The sequence below is a fragment of the Enterobacter cloacae complex sp. P18RS genome (genome assembly GCF_014982105.1).
Classification (GTDB): Bacteria; Pseudomonadota; Gammaproteobacteria; order Enterobacterales; family Enterobacteriaceae; genus Enterobacter; species Enterobacter hormaechei_C.
Map to the genome: position 1 here is coordinate 1 of NZ_JADCKV010000019.1, position 23308 is coordinate 23308.

A 23308-nucleotide genomic window follows, 5' to 3' on the forward strand; every position below is an offset into this window, starting at 1 on the left:
AGGCGCATTATAGGGAGTTCCCGAGCGACCGCAACAGAAAAGTTGCAAAAAAATGACTGACTGCTGTATTCCCCAGCAAAACCCCGCTTTATACCTTTTTACGCACAGACTTATCCACAATCCATTGACGATCCCGGTGTGATCCAGCGATTTGAACACTATACTAGCGGCAAATATTTCTCTCGCGGGCCAACCTCATGACGACACAACGACTTCAACGTGACTGGCGTATCCCAACCGCCGGGCTAGCCGTGCTGGTGTTACTTATGGCAGGTTTTGCACTGCATACGCACTGGAATGCTTTTATTCAGTGGTGCCTCGCCACCCAGATCACCCTGCACCGATATCTGGTGATGTATCTGCTGCAACTTAATAATCATCAGTACAGCGGTGGGCTATGGTTGTTAACCGGTGCGTTTCTTTATGGTGTACTCCATGCCGTTGGACCTGGGCACGGCAAATTTATCGTCACCACGTATCTCACCACCAATAAAGAGAGCCAGCTCGCGGCACGCGTCGTACCGTTTATCGGTAGCATGATGCAGGGCGTCAGCGCGATCGTCTTTGTCTTTATCCTGGCGGTTGGATTGAACCTCGCGTCAGGAGATATCAGCACCAGCCGTTGGTACGTCGAGAAAATCAGCGCCGTGCTGATTGCCGTCTTCGGCGCGTTTATCATTTATCAGGCGCTCAGCAGCCTGCGTCCGCGCAAAATGGCGATTAGCGCCATCAAGCCGCTTCACCAGCATAATGAACGCTGTGGCTGCGGCCATCACGCCGTAGGGGTGGATCTGACTAAAAGCGACTGGAAAACCCGTCTGGGCGTGGTGCTGGCCATTGGCGCACGCCCGTGCAGCGGGGCAATTATGATCCTGATGTTCTCGAATGCGCTCGGTATTATTAGCTGGGGGATTGCTGCTGTGATGACAATGTCGCTGGGCACGGCGCTGTCGATTATGGGGCTGTCGCTGGCAGTACGTTACGCGCGTGAACGCACAGTCGCCTGGTTTGGTGGCGGCACGTCCCTGAACTGGGTAATGCCGATGGTCAAAACTGCCGGAGGGGTTGTTCTGATACTGTTCGCGACGATCCTGTTCCTTACGGTGATCCCCGTCAGCGCCGGCGGCGACTATATTGCCGCTGGATGCTAATAAAAGAAAACCCGCCAGCGGCGGGTTTTTTTATCACTCGTTAATTCGCGGATGCTGATCGACAAGGCGAGAGCGTTTTGTCTGGAGCGCCTCAATCTCTGCGTCAATATCTTCAATCTTCTGCTCTACATTATCGTAGTGCTCACGCAGGATCTCTTTCGCTTCCTGAATATCAGACGCCGCAGGCGTTGCCCCTTTCAACGGACGATTCGCCGTCTCCTTCATGGTAATACCGGTAATCAGGCCGATCACCGCAATGACCATCAGATAGTAAGCAGGCATCATCAGGTTCTGCGTGCTCTCCACCAGTGAAGCAGCAAGCGTCGGCGTCAGGCCCGCAATCAGAACGGAGATATTAAAGGCTGCCGCCAGCGCACTGTAGCGAATATGCGTCGGGAACATTGCCGGCAGCGTAGAAGCCATCACCCCGATGAAGCAGTTGAGGATCACCGCCAGCATCAGCAGACCGGCGAAAATCAGCCCCAGCACATTGCTGTTAATCAGAATAAAGGCCGGGATTGCCAGTGCGAACAGGGCGACGCTGCCGAGAATAATGAATGGCTTACGGCCAAAGCGGTCGCTCAGTAGACCCATAATCGGCTGCACAAACAGCATACCCACCATGATGGCGATAATAATCAGCACACCGTGGTCTTCCGAGTAGTGCAGGTTATGCGACAGGTAGCTCGGCATGTAGGTCAACAGCATGTAATAGGTGACGTTGGTGGAAATCACCAGACCAATACAGGTCAGCAGGCTGCGCCAGTGTTTGGTCGCAATCTCCTTGAACGACACTTTCGGGCCATCCTGTAACCCTTCACGGTCACCCTGCTCCAGCTTTTCAACGTGCTGCTGGAACGCAGGCGTCTCTTCCAGGGCGTGACGCAGATAAAGCCCAATGATGCCCAGCGGCAGCGCCAGGAAGAACGGAATACGCCAGCCCCAGTCAAGGAAGTTCTCTTCACCCACTACGGTTGAGATCAGAACCACAACCCCCGCGCCCATGACAAAACCGGCAATCGAACCAAAGTCCAGCCAGCTGCCCATAAAGCCACGTTTACGGTCCGGAGAATATTCAGCGACAAAAATCGATGCGCCGGTATATTCGCCACCAACGGAGAAGCCCTGCGCCATCTTACAGATCAACAGCAGAATCGGCGCCCATATACCAATAGTTGCATACGACGGAATAAGGCCGATACAGAATGTACTTATCGACATGATGACAATGGTAATAGCCAGGATCTTCTGGCGACCATATTTATCACCCAGCATGCCGAAGAAAAGGCCACCGAGAGGACGAATCAGGAAGGGAACGGAGAACGTACCCAGCGCAGCAATCATCTGCAAGCTGGGATCGGCACCAGGGAAGAACACTTTACCAAGTGCATAGGCCACAAAGCCGTAAACACCAAAATCGAACCACTCCATCGCATTACCGAGCGAGGCCGCTGTAATCGCTTTGCGCAGTTTCGCGTCATCAATAATGGTGACATCGCGCAGCGTGATGGGTTTTACTTTTTTCCTTCTAAGCATAGCTTTCCTCGTAGACTCAGCCCCGTCCGTTTCACAGCGCATTTTGCAAGCTGTGAACCAGAGACCCGCTCCATGCGAATCTCCTTATTCAAGCGTAGCAGGTTTACTTACATTGACGTTTTACCTCAATACAACCGAACCTGTTGACGCCTGTCTGGGCAGTTAAAGACCTTTTTACCCTACCAGCGTTTATATATGTGATCAACTTCACACATATTTTTCCTGTTCGTAAGTTGCCTTCAGCTTTTGTCAATTCACGATAAATAAGGTCATTCTAAACCCCCTTATCAAACAGATCTTAACGCCCGTTATTATTCTTCCCCAAACAAAATGCAAGCACATTTCTTCACAGCGAATTTACACAAAATTCAATTATTAACAGTGGGCAATCCTGTTTACATTCAATATGTGACGAAGATAACTAAAACAGCGTTTTATTTTCATTGAATCACAATTCCAAAGATCGCATGATAAATCCGAACACGATATCCCAGCGGCTTTCAAATGAAGGAATGCTGAACACCTGAATTTCGCTCTACAGCATAAATAACGAATCGATTGGCCCTAAAAAAGGCAATCTTTTGAATTTGTTGATCTATTTTTTGAGCTTTCCGCCAGCCATGCGGACGAGATGTGAGGGTTAATGATGAAGATTAAAGCAACAATAGAACGCATCCCGGGCGGGATGATGCTGGTCCCGCTGGTACTTGGCGCGATATTAAATACGCTAGCCCCGAATACCGGTGCTTATTTTGGCGGTTTTACAAAAGGTATGATTACCGGAACGGTACCGATTCTGGCAGTCTGGTTCTTTTGCATCGGCGCATCAATTAACTTGCGTGCAACAGGTACGGTATTACGTAAATCAGGGACGCTGGTCATTACTAAAATTGCGGTCGCCTGGGTTGTTGCCATGATCTGTGCAATGTTCATTCCGGAGAATGGAATTCAGACCGGCTTCTTCGCCGGATTATCCGTTCTGGCCATAGTCTCAGCAATGGATATGACCAACGGCGGTCTCTATGCCAGCCTGATGAATCAATATGGCACCAAAGAAGAATCGGGCGCGTTCGTGCTGATGTCCCTGGAGTCGGGTCCGCTGATGACGATGTTGATTCTGGGTTCTGCCGGCCTTGCCTCTTTTGAACCACACCATTTTGTCGGGGCGATCCTGCCGTTCCTGATTGGTTTTGCGCTGGGCAACCTCGATCACGATCTGCGTGATTTCTTCAGCAAAGCCACCCCGGTACTGATCCCGTTCTTCGGCTTCGCGTTGGGCAATACCATCAACCTGAACGTGATTCTGGAAACCGGCCTGCTGGGCATTGTGCTGGGTGTTGCCGTCATCGTCATCACGGGTATTCCACTGATTATTGCAGACCGCGTCATCGGGGGCGGCAACGGAACCGCGGGCGTGGCCGCCTCTTCGGCCGCAGGCGCTGCGGTAGCCAACCCGGTGATTATCGCCCAGATTAACCCGGCCTTTGAACCCGTGGCCGCTTCCGCCACGGCTCTGGTTGCCGCCAGCGTGATTGTGACGGCAATTCTGGTCCCTGTCATCACGGCACTGTATGCCAGACGCTTTGGGCATGTGCCTGAGTCCCGGACAGAACCTGAAGCGGTAGAAATGCACCACTAACCCTTTCGCCCCCTCCTTAAAAAGAGGGGGCAATCACGTACCAAATATCTCTTCCACCATGCCATCCACCAGCCGTTTTGCCGAACAGAGTCTCGGCATTCCCAGCGCGACCGTTTGCCAGCTCTGCGTCACTGACCAGCTCACCGGATGTTTATCCGCCTGACACCAGTCCCCCAGCCAGCCCAGCATATCTTTATAATCAATCAGACCGGGAGAAGCGGGCGTCGTCAGCCACTGATGGTAAAAATGCCGGGTGGTGGGAGAAGCATTAATTCCCTGTGCCAGATAGTTTGCGGCCATGCTGCGCAGATTATCTTTCAGCATGGCCGCCACATCGCTATTCGCCAGACGACAGGCATCGCCAAACGCCCCCCAGCGCAACTCTTCCAGCACGATAAAGCAGCGGCCAGCCAGCGACCAGCCGTCATACTGCCCGGCTCGCCAGCGGGTAAAAATTTGCTCGCTGTGCTCACCCGCCTGAACCGTCAGGCCGCGCTGCGCGAGCGCTTTCTCTTTATAGGCGGCACGCTGGTTGAAATGTGAGGAGAGCTCTTCGTACTGTTGCAACAATCCGGGCGGTTGAGGGAGGCGTGGATTCACCTGCTGGCGCAGGGCTACCAGCCTGTCGGACATACGGGTCAGCGCAAGGTGTCCGGGGTCGAGCATACCGGCCAGTTTCTCCGCCAGACCCAGCCGCAGCGCTGCATTTTCGTTGAGCATTCCCGCCATTGCCCACGGCCGCAGCCGGGTCTGCGTAATGATCTCCTGCGTCAAACGCTCACGAAATTGCAGTTGCTGTGGCCCCAGGAGGGAGTGACGTGCAGTGTCCGCCCCCTGGACCAAATCGACCATAAATTTTGGATGAATACACTCCAGCGTCCGCCCGGGACCGTCCAGTAGCTGTGTTGTCATGGTTGCTCTGCCGCGAATAAGGTTTGAATATCATCGCGTAACAGTCGGGTATCTTCCTGAATCCACGCCGCAGTAGTCATACTTTGCTTCAACAACTGGCTAAGCGCCCGGGTTGAATGTTCATTCTGCTGCCGCACGGCAAGGCTATCACGCAAGCTTTCCTGTAACCCGGTCAGGCACAACGAAAACTCTGCAAAGAACGTTGCCATACCTGCCGTAACAGAGACATCGACCTGCGCGGCCAAAGCTTTACGTATTTGATCGCAAAACTGATCGATATGTTGCGTAAATTTGCCATGAAGCTGAACGATGTCGATGACATAGCGTGTGCGCGTCACGACATACTCTTCCCAGCCCCAGCCGGGATTATTGAGCCAGCGCGAGACGGTATTACGTACGCTGCCTGCCCCTGCTGGCTGACTGGCGGGAGGGGTGTCCTGCACAATGGCATCATTAAATAAGCCGCGCGTATTGAAATTAAGCTGGTTTGCCTGAAACGCCGGGAAGCTAATCCGCGCCCGAAATCCGGCATGACTGATCTGCTCCTTAATTCGCGTCTCGATGGGTCGCATCGCCTCATTCAACGATCGGGCGAGCGTAGACTCCAGCTGATCAAAGCGTAACGCCAGCTCCCGGCCAATTCTGCTCTGCGCATTCAGCATAATCTGCTCGCATGACGATCGGATCTTGCTCAGGACAATCTGCGCCTGCCCTTCATCGTCAAGCACCAGCTGCTGGATCGCATCCGCGTCGTCTGCACGCAAACTGGATGGCTCGCGCCCTGCTAAATCAAGAATAGACGGGCGGCTAAAAATGTCGCCCAGCGCCTGGTGAAGTTCCCCTTTCTGGCGAAGCAGGAATGCATCCGTTGCGTTAAGCGCCTCTTCAACTTCATGCTGGACCTCATCGCTCACCACGCTCTGCCGCTGACGCAGCATCGTCATATCCTCTTCCAGGCGCGCAATATTCAGCTCCAGCTCATCAAAAGCGACCGTCAGTCCCTGATGGCGAAAATCCAGGTATTCTCTGGCATTTTGCGCATAGTTCAGCAGCTTATGCGATGCCGAACGCAAAGCGAACAGCGAGGCGTTGGCGTAAGCCGCGTAAATCAGTTTGCGGATGGGCTGTTCGAACAGCGAATCCTCCCACAGCAGATCCGCCGCATGGCGAATATGGTCAATATCGTCCAGGTCGGCCGTTCGCCAGCGGCGGCCCAGCGCGGCCTCGGCAAAATCCTGTACCCAACGCTGATCCTGATGATCGGGAAGGCGCCCATGAACGTTCATCTCATAGCGGGCGCGGTTTGCCAGATAGGCCCACATAGAAGAGACCGGATAAATTTGCCCCGGAGAAATATTTCCTTTCATCAGCGTGCCGGAAATCATCGCCCGCACCTGCTCTTCATCGTCGCTGTTACGATCTTTCTGATCGAATTTGTTGACCAGGGCGTAAAGCGGTACGGATTTGCCGGCAGCCGAAATTGCCTGACGAACCTCCGCATCAGAAATAGATTTAAGCTGTGTATAGTCCATCACCGCCAGCACGGCGGAGGCGCGCGCCAGCTGCTCGCTGAGCATTTTTTGCAGGTGCGGCTGACCGGCCTCGTTCGGCCCCGGCGTGTCGAGCAGCGTCAGTTGCCCCAGGTGCGCATCCAGACCGGCGAGATGCACAAACTCCACCTCAATCACCGGAATATGTTCTATCGCGGCATACTCAGAGAACGGAAACTCCACGCCCAGCGCCTGAGACAGCCGCACCAGATCGTTCAGGCTTTTCAGACAATGAAAGATGGGCTCCGCGCCCAGGTGATGTTTTTCAAACGCCTCACCTCTTTCTATGCGCTCCAGCAGCGTATTCATGTCCTTGTCGATTTCCAGACGCCGCGCCAGCTTGCCGCGATCTTTATCGCACAGTTTTTTCTGCAACTGGGTAATCAGGGTATCGATGGGCGAAACGTGCAAAAAATGCAGCACCGGCTCCTTCTGGCCCGGCGTATGGCGGATCAGCGTGGGAAGTGCCGTCATCGGACGATTGCGGTTCGGCAGCACTTCCGTGCCCACAATCGCATTAATGGTGGTCGATTTTCCCGCTTTCATGGTACCCACAATCGCCAGCACCATTTCGAGGCGGGTTATTTTGCGTAATTCGTTATTCAGCATCGCCTGCTGAGCGTCGACACCCCGTGCGCTAAAATGTAACGGCAAAACGTTGTTATTAACGCCGCTCATCGTAGCGGCTGTGCTATCCAGCTTTGCAATCGGCATAGATTTTAATGAATCAAGATTGTTCAGAGCGAGCTGTAACAATCGTTCAGCTTCCTGGCTTAATTCAAATATGGTCTGTGTGTGCATGATAAAAGCCTTCCCTTAACGCAAATTTATTACTTTTATTAAGCCACAATGTTTTAATTATACTTTTCAGGCTTATATGATCACGTATGGAAAACATGTTCATTTAATACAACTAACTGAAGATAATGAGAATTTAAAAACCACCCTCGTAATACGTGTAAAACATCCCCTGGCCAGAAAGCCAAAAGTGAATAGACAAAACGCATTTTCAGGAAACATCAGGATATATCATCGTTATTTACCCACCAAAAAAGAGAGGTATTCCCTGGCGCCAAAAGATGTATGGCGTCAGAAAAGGATAGATAAATAACGGCTTGTTCCTTCACCTTATCCGAAATGGCACAACGTAGCAATTTGCTGTAATAAAATATTCGATACATTTAGCATGATTACGATCTCTGCCGTTCAGGGCTTAAGATTCCCTTAATTCACTGACAGTTCGTGTCATCGCTTGCGCATTTATGCGCTATTTTTATAAAACAATATCACCGACAAAAGTGGGGATTTGCGTTATACTCGCTGCCTTTTTCGGCACACTGCCGTCATTTAGCTGGCGTTTTCCAGCGTGTTAACACTTTTGAGGATACCAACATGCAACTTCCACACTGCCCGAAATGCAATTCTGAATACACCTATGAAGACAATGGCATGTTCGTTTGCCCGGAATGCGCCCATGAATGGAACGATGCGGAGCCTGCACAGGACAGCGATGCGCTGATCGTGAAAGACGCGAACGGCAACCTGCTGGCAGACGGCGACAGCGTTACCGTTGTGAAAGATCTGAAGGTAAAAGGCAGTTCCTCCATGCTGAAGATCGGCACTAAAGTCAAAAATATCCGTCTGGTTGAAGGCGATCATAATATCGACTGCAAAATTGACGGCTTCGGTCCGATGAAACTGAAATCTGAGTTCGTGAAAAAGAACTGATTGTCCCGCCCGGTGACGCTTCGCTTACCGGGCGTTCGGGAACTACACTTAACGGGCTTTTCTTACGTGAGGTAAAGATTATGCCGTTAAGTCCCTACATCTCTTTCGCCGGCAACTGTGCGGAGGCGACCGCCTTCTATCAGCAGGCCATCGGCGCAGAACTCCTCTACAAAATCACCTTCGGCGAAATGCCCAAAGACGAAAACAGCGAAGAAGGCTGTCCGTCAGGCATGAACTTCCCGGATACCGCCATCGCCCACTCTAATGTCCGCATTGCCGGCAGCGATATCATGATGAGCGATGGTCTGCCACCCGGTAGCAGCACGCAGTACGCCGGATTTACGCTGGTGCTCGACACGCAGGACGTGGATGAAGGCAAACGCTGGTTCGACAACCTCTCTGATGGTGGCAATGTCGAAATGGCCTGGCAGGAGACTTTCTGGGCGCACGGATTCGGGAAAGTCACCGATAAATACGGCGTGCCGTGGATGATTAACGTCGTTAAATCGTAGGCCACATAAGCGCAGCGCATCCGGCAACAGCGCCCGGAGACGCTGCGCTGACCGGGCCTGCGGTGATTGTCATCAAACTCCCCTCAACTCTTCAAACTCCCGCAACCAACACTTAACCTGAATGTCATATTGATGCGCCAGCATGAGGCCACATTTATCGTGAGGCCCGGCACATGCAAACTGTCATTCGCGTCGAGAAACTGAGCAAAACCTTCCATCACAACAAGGCGCTGCATGCCGTTGATCTGACCGTCCAGCAGGGCGAAATGGTGGCGCTGTTGGGGCCGTCTGGTTCAGGTAAATCAACCCTTCTTCGTCACTTGAGCGGCCTGATTACCTGTGACAAAACGCCGGAAAGCCGCGTCGAACTGTTGGGGAACACCGTGCAACATGCGGGGCGTCTGGCGAGCGATATTCGCAAAAGCCGCGCTCAGACGGGCTATATCTTTCAGCAGTTCAACCTGGTGAACCGCCTGACCGTGCTCGAGAACGTGCTGATTGGCGCGCTCGGCAGCACCCCGTTCTGGCGCACCTGCCTGCGCTGGTTCTCCCCATCCCAGAAGCAAGAAGCCTTACAGGCGCTGACCCGCGTCGGCATGGCGCATTTCGCCCACCAGCGCGTCTCCACGCTCTCCGGCGGACAGCAGCAGCGCGTCGCCATCGCCCGCGCCCTGATGCAGAAAGCCAAAATCATTCTGGCCGATGAACCTATCGCCTCGCTGGACCCGGAATCGGCCCGCATCGTGATGGAAACCCTGCGCGACATCAATCAGAACGACGGCATCACCGTGGTGGTGACGCTGCATCAGGTGGATTACGCCCTGCGCTACTGCGAGCGCATCGTCGCCCTGCGTCAGGGCCATGTGTTCTTCGATGGCGCAAGCCACCAGTTTGATAACGAACGTTTTGATCATCTCTACCGCAGCGTAAACCGCGTCGAAGAGCGCGCGCAGGCTGCTTAACGTCCCCATAACGAGGAATGGACATGAACTACAAAGCCGTTGCCGCGCTGGCCTTCACCAGCATGTTCAGCATCAGCACCCTGCTAAGCCCTGCTTACGCTGAGGAACAGGAAAAAGCGCTGAACTTTGGCATCATTTCAACGGAATCACAGCAAAACCTGAAGCCGCAGTGGGAACCGTTCCTGAAAGATATGGAAACCAAACTGGGGATCAAAGTAAACGCCTTCTTCGCTCCGGACTACGCGGGCATCATTCAGGGAATGCGCTTCAACAAAGTCGACATCGCCTGGTATGGCAACCTCTCTGCTATGGAAGCGGTAGATCGCGCGAACGGCCAGGTCTTCGCCCAGACCGTTGCGGCAGACGGCTCCCCGGGCTACTGGAGCGTGCTGATCGTTAACAAAGACAGCCCGATCAACAATCTCAACGACATGCTCGCCAAACGCAAAGAGCTGACCTTTGGTAACGGCGACCCGAACTCCACTTCCGGCTTCCTCGTCCCTGGCTACTACGTCTTCGCGAAAAACAACGTCTCCGCCAGCGACTTTAAGCGCACGGTCAACGCCAGCCACGAAACCAACGCCCTGGCCGTGGCGAATAAGCAGGTTGACGTCGCCACCAACAACACTGAAAACCTCGACAAGCTGAAGACCTCCGCGCCGGACAAGCTGAAGGAAATCAAGGTTATCTGGAAATCGCCGCTGATCCCGGGCGACCCGATCGTGTGGCGCAAAAACCTCTCCGAGAGCACCAAGGACAAGGTCTACGACTTCTTTATGAACTACGGCAAAACGCCGGAAGAGAAAGCGGTTCTGGCGCGTCTGGGCTGGGCGCCGTTCCGCGCGTCCAGCGATTTGCAGCTGGTGCCGATTCGCCAGCTGGCGCTGTTCAAGCAGATGCAGGGCGTGAAGGACAACAAAGGTCTGAAGGAAGAAGAGAAGACCAGCAAAGTGTCGGAAATTCAGGCGCAGCTGGACGATCTCGACCGCCTGACCGCCGCGCTCGGCGCCATGACCAGCGTGAATAAAGCGGTGCAGTAACTTACGTCCCCTCTCCCTTGAGGGAGAGGGTTAGGGTGAGGGGGAAATGCGCACGCTGATGCCCTCACCCCGGCCCTCTCCCACAGGGAGAGGGGGAACAGATCGTAGGCCGGATAAGCGTAGCGCCATCCGGCACACAAAGACCCGCGGAGTAAAACATGCAAACCATCACCCTCCCGCCGCCAAAGCGCAGCTGGTTCTCGCTCATAAGCTGGGCCGTTCTGCTGGCGGTGCTCGTTATCTCCTGGAAGGGCGCGGAGATGGATCCGCTGCTGCTCTTCAAAGATTCCGGCAACATGGCGACCTTCGCCGCCGACTTCTTCCCGCCGGACTTCAGCCAGTGGCAGGACTACCTCGGTGAAATGGCGATCACCCTGCAAATTGCCGTCTGGGGCACCGCCCTCGCCGTGATCCTCTCCATTCCGTTTGGCCTGATGAGCGCCGAAAACATCGTGCCGTGGTGGGTTTACCAGCCGATGCGTCGCCTGATGGACGCCTGTCGCGCCATCAACGAAATGGTCTTTGCGATGCTGTTCGTGGTCGCCGTCGGCCTGGGTCCGTTCGCGGGCGTGATGGCGCTGTTCATCCACACCACCGGCGTGCTCTCCAAGCTGCTCTCCGAAGCTGTTGAAGCCATCGAGCCCGGCCCGGTGGAAGGCATCCGCGCAACCGGAGCGAACAAAATCGAAGAGATCCTGTACGGCGTCCTGCCGCAGGTGATGCCGCTGCTCATCTCCTACTCCCTGTACCGCTTCGAGTCCAACGTTCGCTCCGCCACCGTGGTCGGCATGGTGGGCGCAGGCGGCATTGGCGTCACCCTGTGGGAAGCCATTCGTGGTTTCCAGTTCCAGCAAACCTGCGCCCTGATGGTGCTCATCATCGTCACCGTCAGCCTGCTGGATTTCCTCTCTCAACGTTTGCGTAAGCACTTCATCTGAGAAGCGAGGCTTTGATTTGTATGCACTTATCCAGACATCCGACCAGTTACCCCACCCGCTGGCAAGAGATTGCGGCAAAGCTCGAAGTGGAGCTGCGCACGCACTACCGCTGCGGAGACTACCTGCCCGCCGAGCAGCAGCTTGCCGACCGCTACGAAGTGAATCGCCACACCCTGCGTCGCGCCATCGATCAACTGGTGGAGCGCGGCTGGGTCCAGCGCCGTCAGGGCGTCGGCGTACTGGTGCTGATGCGTCCGTTCGACTACCCGCTCAATGCCCAGGCGCGTTTTAGCCAGAACCTGCTCGATCAGGGCAGCCACCCCACCAGCGAAAAGCTGCTGTCAGTCCTGCGCCCCGCCTCCCGCCACGTGGCGGACGCGCTGGGGATTCAGGAGGGCGACAACGTCGTTTACCTGCGCACGTTGCGCCGGGTGAACGGCGTGGCGGTCTGTCAGATCGACCACTACTTCGCGGACCTCACCCTCTGGCCCGTGCTGCAACATTTCGCCAGCGGTTCCCTGCATGATTTTCTTCAGGACGCGACGGGTATCGCGCTCAAACGCACCCAGACGCGCATCAGCGCCCGCCGCGCGCAGGCGAAAGAGAGCAAGGTGCTGGAGATCCCCAACATGGCCCCGCTGCTCTGCGTGCGCACCCTCAACCACCGTGACGGCGACGTCAACGCAACGGAATACTCCGTCAGCCTGACCCGCGCCGACATGATTGAATTTACCATGGAGCACTGAATGCACTTCGACACCTCCACTCGTCAGCGCTGGATGCGCGTGCTGGCCCACAGCCAGCCTGATGCGCTGGCTGCCCGCATGAGCGCGCTCGGCCTGACGCCGGACTACGACACGATCCGCGCGCCGGAGATCGGCCTGGTGCAGATCCAGGCACGCATGGGCGGCACCGGCGAGCGCTTCTTCGCCGGCGATGCCACCCTCACCCGCGCGGTGATCCGCCTGAAAAGCGGCACGCTAGGCTACGGCTACGTACTTGGGCGCGACAAAACGCACGCCGAACGCTGCGCAGCGATCGACGCGCTTTTACAGGAACAGCCGCATTTTCAGACGTTAATGGAAACCCTTATTGCCCCGCTGGAAGCCGACCGCGCCGCACGCCTTGCCGCGCGTCAGGCCGAAGTGAATACCAGCCGGGTCAACTTCTTTACGCTCGTTCGCGGAGACAACGCATGACGCTTCAACCTGCTTTTACCCTGGCCGTCCAGGATGCCCAACAGAGTTTCCGTCGCCTGCTGAAAGCCATGAGCGAGCCGGGCGTCATTGTCTCGCTGCACCAGCTCTCCCAGGGCTGGCTGCCGCTGAACCTCGCCTCGACCAGCGTGCTGCTGACGCTGGCGGACAACGACACCCCGGTATGGCTGTCAGGCGCATTGCTGAACGATATCGCCAGCCAGAACCTGCGCTTTCACACCAACGCGCCGCTGGTCGAGCAGCCCCAGCAGGCGGTCTTTGCCGTGGCCGACGAGCAAATCAGCCATGAACAGCTTAACGCCCTGAGCGAAGGCAGCGCCGTCGCACCGGAAACCAGCGCCACGCTGATTTTGCAGGTCTCCAGCCTGAGCGGTGGCCGCATGCTGCGCCTGACGGGTGCAGGGATTGCCGACGAGCGGATGGTCGCCCCCCAGCTGCCGGAGTGCATCATTCATGAGCTGACCGAGCGCCCGCATCCGTTCCCGCTCGGTATCGACCTGATCCTGACCTGCGGCGAGCGCCTGCTGGCGATCCCGAGAACCACTCACGTGGAGGTGTGCTGATGTACGTTGCCGTCAAAGGGGGCGAGAAGGCGATCGCCGCCGCCCATGCCTTGCAGGCGCACAGACGCCGGGGGGATGACGCCCTTCCCGAGCTGAGCGTCGCCCAGATTGAACAGCAGTTAAACCTGGCCGTCGACCGCGTGATGACCGAAGGCGGCATCGCGGACCGCGAACTGGCGGCGCTGGCGCTGAAACAGGCCAGCGGCGATAACGTGGAAGCCATCTTCCTGCTGCGCGCTTACCGCACTACGCTTGCGAAGCTGGCGGTTAGCGAGCCGGTGAATACGGCGGAAATGCGATTAGAGCGCCGTATTTCTGCGGTGTACAAAGATATTCCTGGCGGCCAGCTGCTTGGTCCCACCTACGACTACACCCATCGCCTGCTGGACTTCACTCTGCTGGCGAACGGTGAAACACCGCAGCTCAGCGTCTCTGACGCTGAACAAGACGCCTCCCCGCACGTCTTTAGCCTGCTGGCAAACCAGGGGCTGGCGAAGGCGGAAGAGGACACCGGCAGCACACCGGATGACATCACCCGCACGCCGCCGGTCTATCCCTGTTCGCGCTCGTCCCGCCTGCAACAGCTGATGCGCGGCGATGAAGGGTATCTGCTGGCGCTGGCCTACTCCACGCAGCGCGGCTATGGGCGCAACCACCCCTTCGCGGCAGAGATCCGCAGCGGTTATATCGACATTGAAATCGTGCCGGAAGAGCTGGGTTTTGCGGTGAACATCGGCGAACTGCTGATGACCGAGTGCGAAATGGTCAACGGTTTTGTCGCGCCAGAGAATGAAGATCCGCACTTTACCCGCGGCTACGGGCTGGTGTATGGCCTGAGCGAGCGCAAGGCGATGGCGATGGCGCTGGTTGACCGTGCGCTCCAGGCGCCGGACTACGGCGAGCATATTGCAGGCCCGGCACAGGACGAAGAGTTCGTGCTGGCCCACGCGGATAACGTTGAGGCCGCCGGCTTTGTCTCGCACCTCAAGCTGCCGCACTACGTCGATTTCCAGGCCGAACTGGAACTGCTGAAACGCCTGCAACGGGAGCGCGCCAATGGCTAACTTAAGCGGCTACAACTTTGCCTATCTGGACGAACAAACTAAACGCATGATCCGCCGCGCCATCCTTAAGGCAGTGGCGATCCCCGGCTACCAGGTGCCATTCGGCGGCCGCGAAATGCCAATGCCCTACGGCTGGGGCACCGGCGGTATTCAGATCACCGCCAGCGTGATCGGCGAAGCGGACGTGCTTAAGGTCATCGACCAGGGGGCAGACGACACCACCAACGCCGTGTCGATCCGCAACTTCTTTAAGCGCGTAACGGGTGTTAATACTACCGAAAAAACCGAAGACGCGACGCTGATCCAGACCCGTCACCGCATTCCGGAGACCCCGCTGACTGAAGATCAGATTTTGATTTTCCAGGTGCCGATCCCGGAGCCGCTGCGTTTTATTGAGCCGCGGGAAACCGAAACCCGCACCATGCACGCCCTGGAAGAGTACGGGATCATGCAGGTCAAACTGTATGAGGACATCGCCCGCTTCGGCCATATCGCCACCACCTACGCCTACCCGGTGAAGGTGAACGGCCGCTACGTGATGGACCCGTCGCCGATCCCGAAATTCGATAACCCGAAGATGGACATGATGCCCGCCCTGCAACTTTTTGGTGCCGGACGTGAAAAACGCATCTACGCCGTACCGCCGTACACCCGTGTGGAGAGTCTGGATTTTGACGATCACCCGTTTACGGTGCAGGAGTGGGACGAGCCGTGCGCCATCTGCGGTTCGAAGCATAGCTATCTGGATGAAGTGGTGCTGGACGACACGGGCAAACGGATGTTTGTCTGCTCCGACACCGATTACTGCCGCCAACAGAGCGAGGCGAACAGCCAATGAAACCGCTGCTTTCGGTTAATAACCTGACTCACCTTTATGCGCCGGGCAAAGGCTTTAGCGACGTGTCGTTTGAGCTGTGGCCGGGCGAAGTGCTGGGCATTGTCGGCGAGTCCGGCTCCGGTAAAACCACCCTGCTGAAGTCCATCTCCGCGCGCCTGACGCCGCAGAATGGCGACATTTTGTATGAGGGCGTGTCGCTGTATGGCATGAGTGAAGCCGATCGCCGCCGCCTGCTGCGCACCGAGTGGGGCGTGGTGCACCAGCACCCGATGGATGGCCTGCGCCGCCAGGTGTCGGCGGGGGGCAACATCGGCGAACGGCTGATGGCCACCGGCGCGCGCCACTACGGCAACATCCGCGCCACGGCGCAGCACTGGCTGGAAGAGGTTGAAATTCCCGCCTCGCGCATCGACGACCTGCCGACCACCTTCTCCGGCGGCATGCAGCAGCGTTTACAGATTGCCCGCAATCTCGTCACCCATCCGAAGCTGGTGTTTATGGATGAACCGACCGGCGGGCTGGACGTCTCTGTACAGGCTCGCCTGCTCGACCTGCTGCGCGGCCTGGTGGTGGAGCTAAACCTGGCGGTGGTGATTGTCACCCACGATTTAGGCGTCGCGCGCCTGCTGGCAGACCGCTTGCTGGTGATGAAGCAGGGTCAGGTGGTGGAAAGTGGGTTAACCGACCGCGTGCTCGACGATCCCCATCATCCGTATACCCAGCTGCTGGTGTCGTCCGTATTGCAGAACTGAGGGCGCGGTTGCCGGGTGGCGCTGCGCTTACCCGGCCTACGAACACCGCACCTTGTAGGCCGGGTAAGGCGAAGCCGCCACCCGGCAAAACGAACACCGCACCCGTAGGCCGGGTAAGGCGAAGCCGCCACCCGGCAAAACGAACACCGCACCCGTAGGCCGGGTAAGGCGAAGCCGCCACCCGGCAAAACGAATCGCGAGGCCAACATGATCCACGTACAAAACGTAAGTAAAACCTTTGTACTCCACCAGCAAAACGGCGTGCGCCTGCCGGTACTGCAAAATGCCTCGTTAGAGGTCAGCAACGGCGAATGCGTGGTGCTGCATGGCCATTCCGGCAGCGGAAAATCCACCCTGCTGCGCTCCCTGTATGCCAACTACCTGCCGGACGAAGGCCATATTCATATTCGCCATAACAATGAATGGGTCGATCTGGTTCAGGCTCCCGCGCGCAAAGTGCTGGAAGTGCGCCGCTCGACGATCGGCTGGGTCAGCCAGTTCCTGCGGGTGATCCCGCGGATCTCCGCCCTGGACGTGGTCATGCAACCCCTGCTGGATCTCGGCGTGCCGCGCGAAACCTGCGCCGCTAAAGCCGCCAGCCTGCTGACGCGCCTCAACGTACCGGAGCGTCTGTGGCACCTCGCCCCGTCGACCTTTTCCGGCGGCGAGCAGCAGCGCGTCAACATCGCCCGCGGCTTTATCGTCGATTACCCGATTTTACTCCTGGATGAACCCACCGCCTCGCTCGACAGTAAGAACAGCGCAGCGGTGATGGAACTGATCGAACAGGCCAAAGCGCGCGGCGCGGCGATCGTCGGGATCTTCCACGACGACGCCGTACGCCAACGCGTGGCGGACAGACTGCACCCGATGGGGACAAACGTATGATTATCAATAATGTCAGGCTGGTGCTGGAAAATGAGGTCGTGAACGGCTCGGTTGAGGTGCGGGACGGTGTCATCCGCGCCTTTGCCGAAACCCGGAGCCGCACTCCTGAAGCGATGGACGGCGAAGGCGGCTGGCTGCTGCCGGGGCTGATTGAGCTGCATACCGATAATCTCGATAAATTCTTCACCCCGCGCCCAAAGGTGGACTGGCCTGCTCATTCAGCGATGAGCAGCCACGACGCGCTGATGGTCGCCAGCGGCATCACCACGGTGCTGGACGCGGTGGCGATTGGCGACGTGCGCGACGGCGGCGATCGCCTGGAGAATCTGGAGAAGATGATCAACGCCGTGGAGGAGACGCAAAAGCGCGGCCTCAACCGCGCCGAGCACCGCCTGCACCTGCGCTGCGAGCTGCCGCACCACACCACCCTGCCGCTGTTTGAGAAGCTGGTGGGCCGCGAGCCGGTCTCGCTGGTTTCCCTGATGGATCACTCGCCGGGGCAGCGCCAGTTCGCCAACATTGAAAAGTATCGCGAATACTATCAGGGCAAATATTCGCTCAACGACGCGGAGATGGCGCGCTACGAAGAAGAGCAGCTCCAGCTTGCGGCCCAGTGGTCGCAGCCGAATCGCCTCTCCATTGCCGCGATGTGCCGGGACCGGAATATTGCCCTGGCCAGCCATGACGACGCCACGCACGATCACGTGCGCGAATCCCACCAGCTTGGCAGCGTGATAGCTGAATTTCCCACCACGTTTGAAGCGGCAGAGGCATCGCGTAAGCACGGCATGAACGTCCTGATGGGCGCGCCAAATATCGTGCGCGGCGGATCGCACTCCGGCAACGTGGCGGCAAGCAGGCTCGCCTCGCTCGGCCTGCTGGATATCCTCTCCTCTGACTATTACCCCGCCAGCCTGCTGGACGCGGCCTTCCGCGTCGCGGACGACGAGAACAACAGCTTCACGCTGCCACAGGCGATTCGCCTGGTGACGAAAAACCCGGCCAGCGCGCTTAATCTTCACGATCGCGGTGAAATTGCCGAGGGGAAACGGGCCGATCTGGTGCTCGCCCACCGTAAGGGCGAGCACATTCATATCGACCACGTCTGGCGTCAGGGAAAAAGGGTATTCTGATGGGAAGACTCATCTGGTTAATGGGCCCGTCCGGCTCTGGGAAGGACAGCCTGCTGTCGGCGTTACGGCAGCGGGAACATTCACAGCTGCTGGTCGCGCACCGCTATATCACGCGCGATGCCAACGCCGGAAGCGAGAACCATATCGCCCTGAGCGAGCAGGAGTTTTTTACCCGCGCCGGACAAAACCTGCTGGCGCTGAGCTGGCATGCCAACGGTTACTACTATGGCGTCGGTATTGAGATTGACCTCTGGCTGCATGCGGGGTTCGACGTGCTGGTTAACGGCTCGCGGGCGCATCTCCCGCAGGCTCGCGCCCGGTACGAAGCGGCGCTGCTCCCGGTCTGTTTGCAGGTTTCCCCGGACGTTCTGCGTAGCCGGCTGCAAAAGCGGGGGCGCGAAAACGCGCGCGAGATCGACCAGCGGCTGGAACGGGCGGCGCGCTACACCCCGTCGGGTTGCCATCTCCTCAATAACGACGGAAGTTTGCTACAGTCAGTCGAGACCTTGCTATCGCTTATTCGCCAGAAGGAGAAACAGCATGCCTGACTGCCAGCTTCGCCCCGCCACCGCCGACGATGCGCCGATCGTTTACGCGCTGATCTGCGAACTTAAGCAGGCCGAGTTCGATCATCAGGCGTTTCACGCCGGGTATCTGGCCAACTTGCAGGATCACAATATGCGTTACCAGCTGGCCGAGCTGGACGGGCAGATCATCGGTATGATCGGCCTGCATATGCAGTTTCACCTGCATCACGCCCGCTGGATCGGCGAGATCCAGGAGCTGGTGGTGATGCCGCAGGCGCGCGGATTAAAAGTGGGCAGCCAGCTGCTGGCCTGGGCAGAGGACGTCGCGCGACAGGCAGGCGCCGAGCTGACCGAGCTTTCCACCAGCGTGAAGCGCGTGGACGCGCACCGTTTTTATGTTCGTGAAGGATATACGCAAAGCCATTTCCGCTTCACCAAACCGCTGTAGAGGTGCGTTATGAGTCTGACGATCACGCTGACAGGAACCGGAGGGGCGCAGCTGGTGCCGGTGTTTGGCTGCGACTGCGCGGCGTGCCGACGGGCGCGTTTACAGGAAAATTATCGCCGTCGCCCCTGTAGCGCGGCGGTGAAATTCAACGAATCGGTCACCTTGCTGGACGCGGGTATTCCACACCTGATGGACGACTGGCCCGCGGGGAGTTTCAGGCAGATTTTGCTTACCCATTATCATATGGATCACGTTCAGGGGCTTTTTCCTCTGCGCTGGGGCGTGGGAGCGACCATTCCGGTTTACGGTCCGCCGGACGACGCAGGCTGTGACGACCTGTTCAGGCATCCGGGCCTTCTCGATTTCAGCCACACGGTGGAGCCGTTTGTGATGTTTGAACTTCAGGGCTTGCGGGTCACGCCGCTGCCGCTCAACCATTCAAAACTCACGTTTGGCTATCTGCTGGAGTCCGCCCACAGCCGCGTGGCGTGGCTTTCTGATACCGCCGGGCTACCGGATAAAACGGTGACGTTTCTGCTAAACAATCAGCCGCAGGCGATGATTATCGACTGTAGCCATGAACCGCGCCCGGAGACGCCGCGCAACCATTGTGACTTGAATACGGTGATTGCGCTGAACGAGGTGATTGGCTGTCCGCAGGTGATCCTGACGCATATCAGCCATCAGTTTGACGTGTGGATGATGGATAACCCGCTGCCGTCCGGCATTGAAGCGGGGTATGACGGGATGATGCTGGTACTGGATTAGGTTTTGCCGGGTGGCGGCTGCGCCTTACCCGGCCTGTGCGTTGCAATACCGGGGTTACCACCGATCGTAATCATCCTCCAACCGGCGCTCATCCTCTTCTAACCGACGCCGATCGTCATCCAGCTGCCGCTGACGCTCGTCTAAACGCTGGCGTCGATCTTCTAACTGTCGACGACGATCGTCGTACTGGCGGCTGTCGGTTTGACGGCTGCGATCGTAACGATCGTCGTCGTCATCATTACGGCTGCTGCCGGGGTTATAGGCGTCGTTGATCGCCTGCTGAATATTGCCAATGGCATCATCAATCACATCGGCATGCGCCAGTTGGCTGGTTAAAGTCAGCAGACCCAATAACAGAGCGGTAGAGTAACGTTTCATAAGGCCAGACTCGCAGGTGAACTGGCCTTACGGTAATGAATGGCAGGGAACCGGGGTAGCGGAGGAATCTCAATTCCTGGCCTGTTCAATCGCCCCTATCGCATCGACTCGCGCCTGATGTCGTCCCCCTTCAAACGGTGCATTTAGCCAGGCATCGACGATCATTTTTGCCAGCTCCAGTCCGACCACGCGCGAACCAAATGCCAGCACATTCGTGTTGTTATGCTGCCTTGAAAGCTGAGCTGAATAAGGTTCGCTACAGACCACTGCGCGGATGCCCGGGAACTTATTGGCCGTAATGGAGATCCCTACCCCCGTTCCGCAGATCAGGATGCCGCCATCCACCTCCTTATCGATAATAGCCTGTGCAACCGCGCTGGCATAATACGGGTAGTCAGTACGCTCCGGGGAACAGGTGCCTTTATCCACCACGTCGATGCCACGCGCGCGCAGATGGGCCAGAATATCCTCTTTCAGCATAAAACCTACGTGATCGCAGCCAAATGCAATCTTTTTCATAATAAACCTCATCGTGGGTTAACTTTACGAACTCGATGGAGTTGTGATTTAAGACCGGTCAGTTGTGCAATAAAACCTCAAAACCATCGAGTTCTGCGCGTGTTCTACACCCCTGACTTTGACATTTCAACTCTCTCATGACGGTATATTTCTTACGGCATGCATTAAAATCCGTTAACGTGTCATAATTATATTATTGATTTTTAAGGTCATCCTAAAGCAACCGTCCATCAAAACTTCACAGACAATAAAACTTTATGAATTTTCAAACATTGTGAAGTTGCCAGCATATTTTCATGCCAGAGTGTGGTGATATAGTGTCGTCTTCATTTTTAAGGACAAAAGAGAGCGATGAGTCAGTCAGAATTTAAAAAAGAGCTGCCTAACGGCATTGGCCTTGCACCGTACCTGCGCATGAAGCAGGAAGGCATGACCGACAACGAAAGCCGTATCGTCGACTGGCTGCTCCAGCCGGGTAACCTGAGCGGCGCGCCTGCGATTAAAGACGTTGCCGAAACGCTGATGGTGTCGGAAGCGATGATCGTGAAAGTGGCCAAACTGCTCGGCTTTAGCGGTTTCCGTAACCTGCGTGCGGCGCTGGTCGACTACTTCTCGCAATCCGAACAAGTATTACCTGCGGAACTCGCTTTTGATGAAGCACCACAGGATGTGGTTAACAAAGTGTTCAATATTACGCTGCGCACCATTATGGAAGGCCAGTCGATAGTGAACGTGGATGAAATTCACCGCGCGGCACGTTTCTTCGCCCAGGCCAACCAGCGCGATCTGTACGGTGTGGGTGGTTCTAACGCTATTTGCGCCGACATCCAGCATAAGTTTCTACGCATCGGCGTGCGCTGCCAGTCGTATCAGGACGCGCACATTATGATGATGTCGGCATCGCTGCTGAAGGAAGGGGATGTGGTACTGGTGGTCTCCCATTCCGGCCGCACCAGTGATGTGAAAGCAGCAGTTGAGTTAGCAAAAAAGAACGGCGCCAAAATTATCTGTATTACTCATAGCTACCATTCACCGATTGCTAAACTTGCTGATTATATTATTTGTTCGCCAGCACCAGAGACCCCGTTATTAGGGCGCAACGCCTCCGCGCGTATATTACAGCTTACATTATTAGATGCGTTATTTGTTTCCGTTGCACAACAAAACATCGAACAGGCCACACTTAATATGCAAAAAACCGGCGCTATTGTGGATTTCTTCTCTCCTGGCGCACTGAAGTAAATTAAAAGGTTAATCCTGCTCAGGCGGGATTAACAACAACATACCCTACATTGAGAACACTGCTATGAATAAATATCTGAAATATTTCAGCGGCGCCGCTATGGGCTTAATGTTATCCACCAGCGCGTTTGCTGCTGCGGAATATGCGGTGGTATTAAAAACGCTCTCCAATCCATTCTGGGTGGATATGAAGAAAGGGATTGAAGATGAAGCCAAAACCCTGGGAGTAAGCGTTGATATTTTTGCCTCGCCGTCAGAAGGGGATTTTCAGTCCCAGCTACAGCTGTTCGAAGATCTGAGTAATAAAAAATACAAGGGTATCGCTTTTGCCCCACTCTCCTCCGTGAATCTGGTCATGCCCGTCGCGCGCGCCTGGCAGAAAGGTCTCTATCTGGTGAATCTCGATGAAAAAATCGATATGGATAACCTGAAAAAAGCAGGTGGCAATGTAGAGGGGTTTGTCACAACGGACAACGTGGCCGTCGGCGCAAAAGGGGCCGATTTTATTATCAATAAACTTGGTGCGGAGGGGGGCGAAGTCGCAATCATTGAGGGTAAAGCCGGTAACGCATCGGGCGAGGCGCGCCGCAATGGCGCAACAGAAGCCTTCAAAAAAGCAAACCAAATTAAGCTGGTTGCCAGCCAGCCCGCTGACTGGGATCGCATTAAAGCTCTGGATGTGGCAACCAACGTGCTGCAACGAAACCCGAATCTGAAAGCCTTCTACTGCGCGAACGATACCATGGCAATGGGCGTGGCACAGGCGGTGGCAAACGCCGGTAAAATCGGCAAAGTGCTGGTGGTCGGCACCGATGGTATCCCAGAGGCGCGTAAGATGGTCGAAGCCGGTCAGATGACGGCAACCGTCGCACAAAACCCGGCGGACATCGGGGCGACCGGCCTGAAATTAATGGTGGATGCCGCGAAAACCGGGAAAGTCATCCCGCTGGAAAAAACGCCTGAATTCAAGTTGGTGGATTCGATTCTGGTGACAAAATAACGC

General features: G+C 56.4%; 25 protein-coding genes. 20 read left to right on the plus strand and 5 right to left on the minus strand.

The genetic code is table 11. From position 1 onward, the window contains the following. Positions 1-197 precede the first annotated feature (197 nt). Positions 198-1151, plus strand: coding sequence for a nickel/cobalt transporter (locus tag INF61_RS15545; protein WP_193547897.1), 954 nt, complete (start codon positions 198-200; stop codon positions 1149-1151). A gap of 33 nt (positions 1152-1184) precedes the next feature. Here INF61_RS15545 and proP read toward each other — a convergent pair whose 3' ends face one another. Further along, entirely contained in the window at positions 1185-2687 is a 1503-nt protein-coding gene (gene proP, locus INF61_RS15550) for a glycine betaine/L-proline transporter ProP (RefSeq protein WP_015570231.1), read from the minus strand. 646 nt (positions 2688-3333) lie between these two features. Between proP and kdgT the strand changes: the two genes are divergently transcribed. Then, entirely contained in the window at positions 3334-4326 is a 993-nt protein-coding gene (gene kdgT, locus INF61_RS15555) for a 2-keto-3-deoxygluconate transporter (protein WP_017382657.1), read from the plus strand. Between the two features lie 33 nt (positions 4327-4359). Here the strand turns inward: kdgT and INF61_RS15560 are convergent, their stop codons facing one another. Beyond that, a complete protein-coding gene (locus INF61_RS15560; protein ID WP_180240690.1) occupies positions 4360-5238 on the minus strand; it encodes a diguanylate cyclase regulator RdcB family protein in 879 nt (292 codons plus the stop codon). Beyond that, positions 5235-7589: a clamp-binding protein CrfC gene (gene crfC / locus INF61_RS15565; RefSeq protein WP_193547898.1), complete on the minus strand. Its 2355-nt coding sequence runs from the start codon at positions 7587-7589 to the stop codon at positions 5235-5237. The genes INF61_RS15560 and crfC overlap by 4 nt, the downstream gene beginning before the upstream one ends. A 591-nt stretch (positions 7590-8180) precedes the next feature. Here crfC and INF61_RS15570 point away from each other — a divergent pair. From INF61_RS15570 to phnP, 16 genes are all read left to right on the plus strand, one after another. After that, positions 8181-8516 carry a zinc ribbon domain-containing protein YjdM gene (locus INF61_RS15570; RefSeq protein WP_003860206.1) on the plus strand — a complete coding sequence of 112 codons (336 nt, stop codon included), beginning with the start codon at positions 8181-8183 and terminating at the stop codon, positions 8514-8516. An 80-nt stretch (positions 8517-8596) separates the two neighbouring features. Further along, entirely contained in the window at positions 8597-9028 is a 432-nt protein-coding gene (gene yjdN, locus INF61_RS15575; protein ID WP_017694695.1) for a VOC family metalloprotein YjdN, read from the plus strand. 173 nt (positions 9029-9201) lie between these two features. After that, positions 9202-9990: a phosphonate ABC transporter ATP-binding protein gene (phnC, locus tag INF61_RS15580; RefSeq protein ID WP_003860210.1), complete on the plus strand. Its 789-nt coding sequence runs from the start codon at positions 9202-9204 to the stop codon at positions 9988-9990. Between the two features lie 23 nt (positions 9991-10013). Next, a complete protein-coding gene (phnD, locus tag INF61_RS15585; RefSeq protein WP_032652248.1) occupies positions 10014-11030 on the plus strand; it encodes a phosphonate ABC transporter substrate-binding protein in 1017 nt (338 codons plus the stop codon). Between the two features lie 158 nt (positions 11031-11188). After that, entirely contained in the window at positions 11189-11968 is a 780-nt protein-coding gene (gene phnE, locus INF61_RS15590) for a phosphonate ABC transporter, permease protein PhnE (RefSeq protein WP_032620758.1), read from the plus strand. A gap of 20 nt (positions 11969-11988) precedes the next feature. After that, entirely contained in the window at positions 11989-12714 is a 726-nt protein-coding gene (gene phnF, locus INF61_RS15595) for a phosphonate metabolism transcriptional regulator PhnF (protein WP_017694699.1), read from the plus strand. Continuing rightward, the gene (gene phnG, locus INF61_RS15600) at positions 12715-13167 is read left to right on the plus strand and encodes a phosphonate C-P lyase system protein PhnG (RefSeq protein WP_193547899.1); all 453 of its coding nucleotides are present in this window, start codon (positions 12715-12717) and stop codon (positions 13165-13167) included. It begins immediately after the preceding gene. Next, positions 13164-13748 (plus strand): phosphonate C-P lyase system protein PhnH, encoded by a 585-nt coding sequence (gene phnH / locus INF61_RS15605; protein ID WP_003860219.1) that lies wholly within the window; start codon positions 13164-13166, stop codon positions 13746-13748. Before phnG ends, phnH begins: the two co-directional genes overlap by 4 nt. Beyond that, on the plus strand, positions 13748-14812 hold the full coding sequence (locus tag INF61_RS15610) for a carbon-phosphorus lyase complex subunit PhnI (protein ID WP_015570222.1): 1065 nt from the start codon (positions 13748-13750) through the stop codon (positions 14810-14812). Before phnH ends, INF61_RS15610 begins: the two co-directional genes overlap by 1 nt. Then, on the plus strand, positions 14805-15650 hold the full coding sequence (phnJ, locus tag INF61_RS15615) for an alpha-D-ribose 1-methylphosphonate 5-phosphate C-P-lyase PhnJ (protein ID WP_006810438.1): 846 nt from the start codon (positions 14805-14807) through the stop codon (positions 15648-15650). The genes INF61_RS15610 and phnJ overlap by 8 nt, the downstream gene beginning before the upstream one ends. Further along, positions 15647-16402, plus strand: coding sequence for a phosphonate C-P lyase system protein PhnK (gene phnK, locus INF61_RS15620; protein ID WP_015570221.1), 756 nt, complete (start codon positions 15647-15649; stop codon positions 16400-16402). The genes phnJ and phnK overlap by 4 nt, the downstream gene beginning before the upstream one ends. A gap of 207 nt (positions 16403-16609) precedes the next feature. Further along, the gene (gene phnL, locus INF61_RS15625; RefSeq protein WP_017382651.1) at positions 16610-17290 is read left to right on the plus strand and encodes a phosphonate C-P lyase system protein PhnL; all 681 of its coding nucleotides are present in this window, start codon (positions 16610-16612) and stop codon (positions 17288-17290) included. Next, positions 17287-18423, plus strand: coding sequence for an alpha-D-ribose 1-methylphosphonate 5-triphosphate diphosphatase (gene phnM, locus INF61_RS15630; protein WP_015570219.1), 1137 nt, complete (start codon positions 17287-17289; stop codon positions 18421-18423). The genes phnL and phnM overlap by 4 nt, the downstream gene beginning before the upstream one ends. Then, a complete protein-coding gene (phnN, locus tag INF61_RS15635) occupies positions 18420-18971 on the plus strand; it encodes a ribose 1,5-bisphosphokinase (RefSeq protein WP_032104477.1) in 552 nt (183 codons plus the stop codon). Before phnM ends, phnN begins: the two co-directional genes overlap by 4 nt. After that, positions 18964-19398, plus strand: coding sequence for an aminoalkylphosphonate N-acetyltransferase (gene phnO, locus INF61_RS15640; RefSeq protein ID WP_015570217.1), 435 nt, complete (start codon positions 18964-18966; stop codon positions 19396-19398). Before phnN ends, phnO begins: the two co-directional genes overlap by 8 nt. 9 nt (positions 19399-19407) lie before the next feature. Beyond that, positions 19408-20166, plus strand: a complete 759-nt coding sequence (gene phnP, locus INF61_RS15645; RefSeq protein ID WP_128772141.1) for a phosphonate metabolism protein PhnP — start codon at positions 19408-19410, stop codon at positions 20164-20166. A 54-nt stretch (positions 20167-20220) separates the two neighbouring features. Here the strand turns inward: phnP and yjdP are convergent, their stop codons facing one another. Then, complete coding sequence (gene yjdP / locus INF61_RS15650) at positions 20221-20544, minus strand: DDRRRQL repeat protein YjdP (protein ID WP_017382647.1); 324 nt, start codon at positions 20542-20544, stop codon at positions 20221-20223. Positions 20545-20613: 69 nt separating this feature from the next. Continuing rightward, entirely contained in the window at positions 20614-21063 is a 450-nt protein-coding gene (gene rpiB, locus INF61_RS15655; protein WP_023295775.1) for a bifunctional allose-6-phosphate isomerase/ribose-5-phosphate isomerase RpiB, read from the minus strand. 351 nt (positions 21064-21414) lie between these two features. Between rpiB and alsR the strand changes: the two genes are divergently transcribed. Together alsR and alsB are read left to right on the plus strand one after the other, a co-directional pair. Continuing rightward, positions 21415-22305 (plus strand): D-allose utilization transcriptional regulator AlsR, encoded by an 891-nt coding sequence (gene alsR, locus INF61_RS15660; RefSeq protein WP_015570213.1) that lies wholly within the window; start codon positions 21415-21417, stop codon positions 22303-22305. A 64-nt stretch (positions 22306-22369) separates the two neighbouring features. Next, a complete protein-coding gene (gene alsB, locus INF61_RS15665; RefSeq protein ID WP_015570212.1) occupies positions 22370-23305 on the plus strand; it encodes a D-allose transporter substrate-binding protein in 936 nt (311 codons plus the stop codon). The last annotated feature ends 3 nt before the right edge of the window (positions 23306-23308 follow it).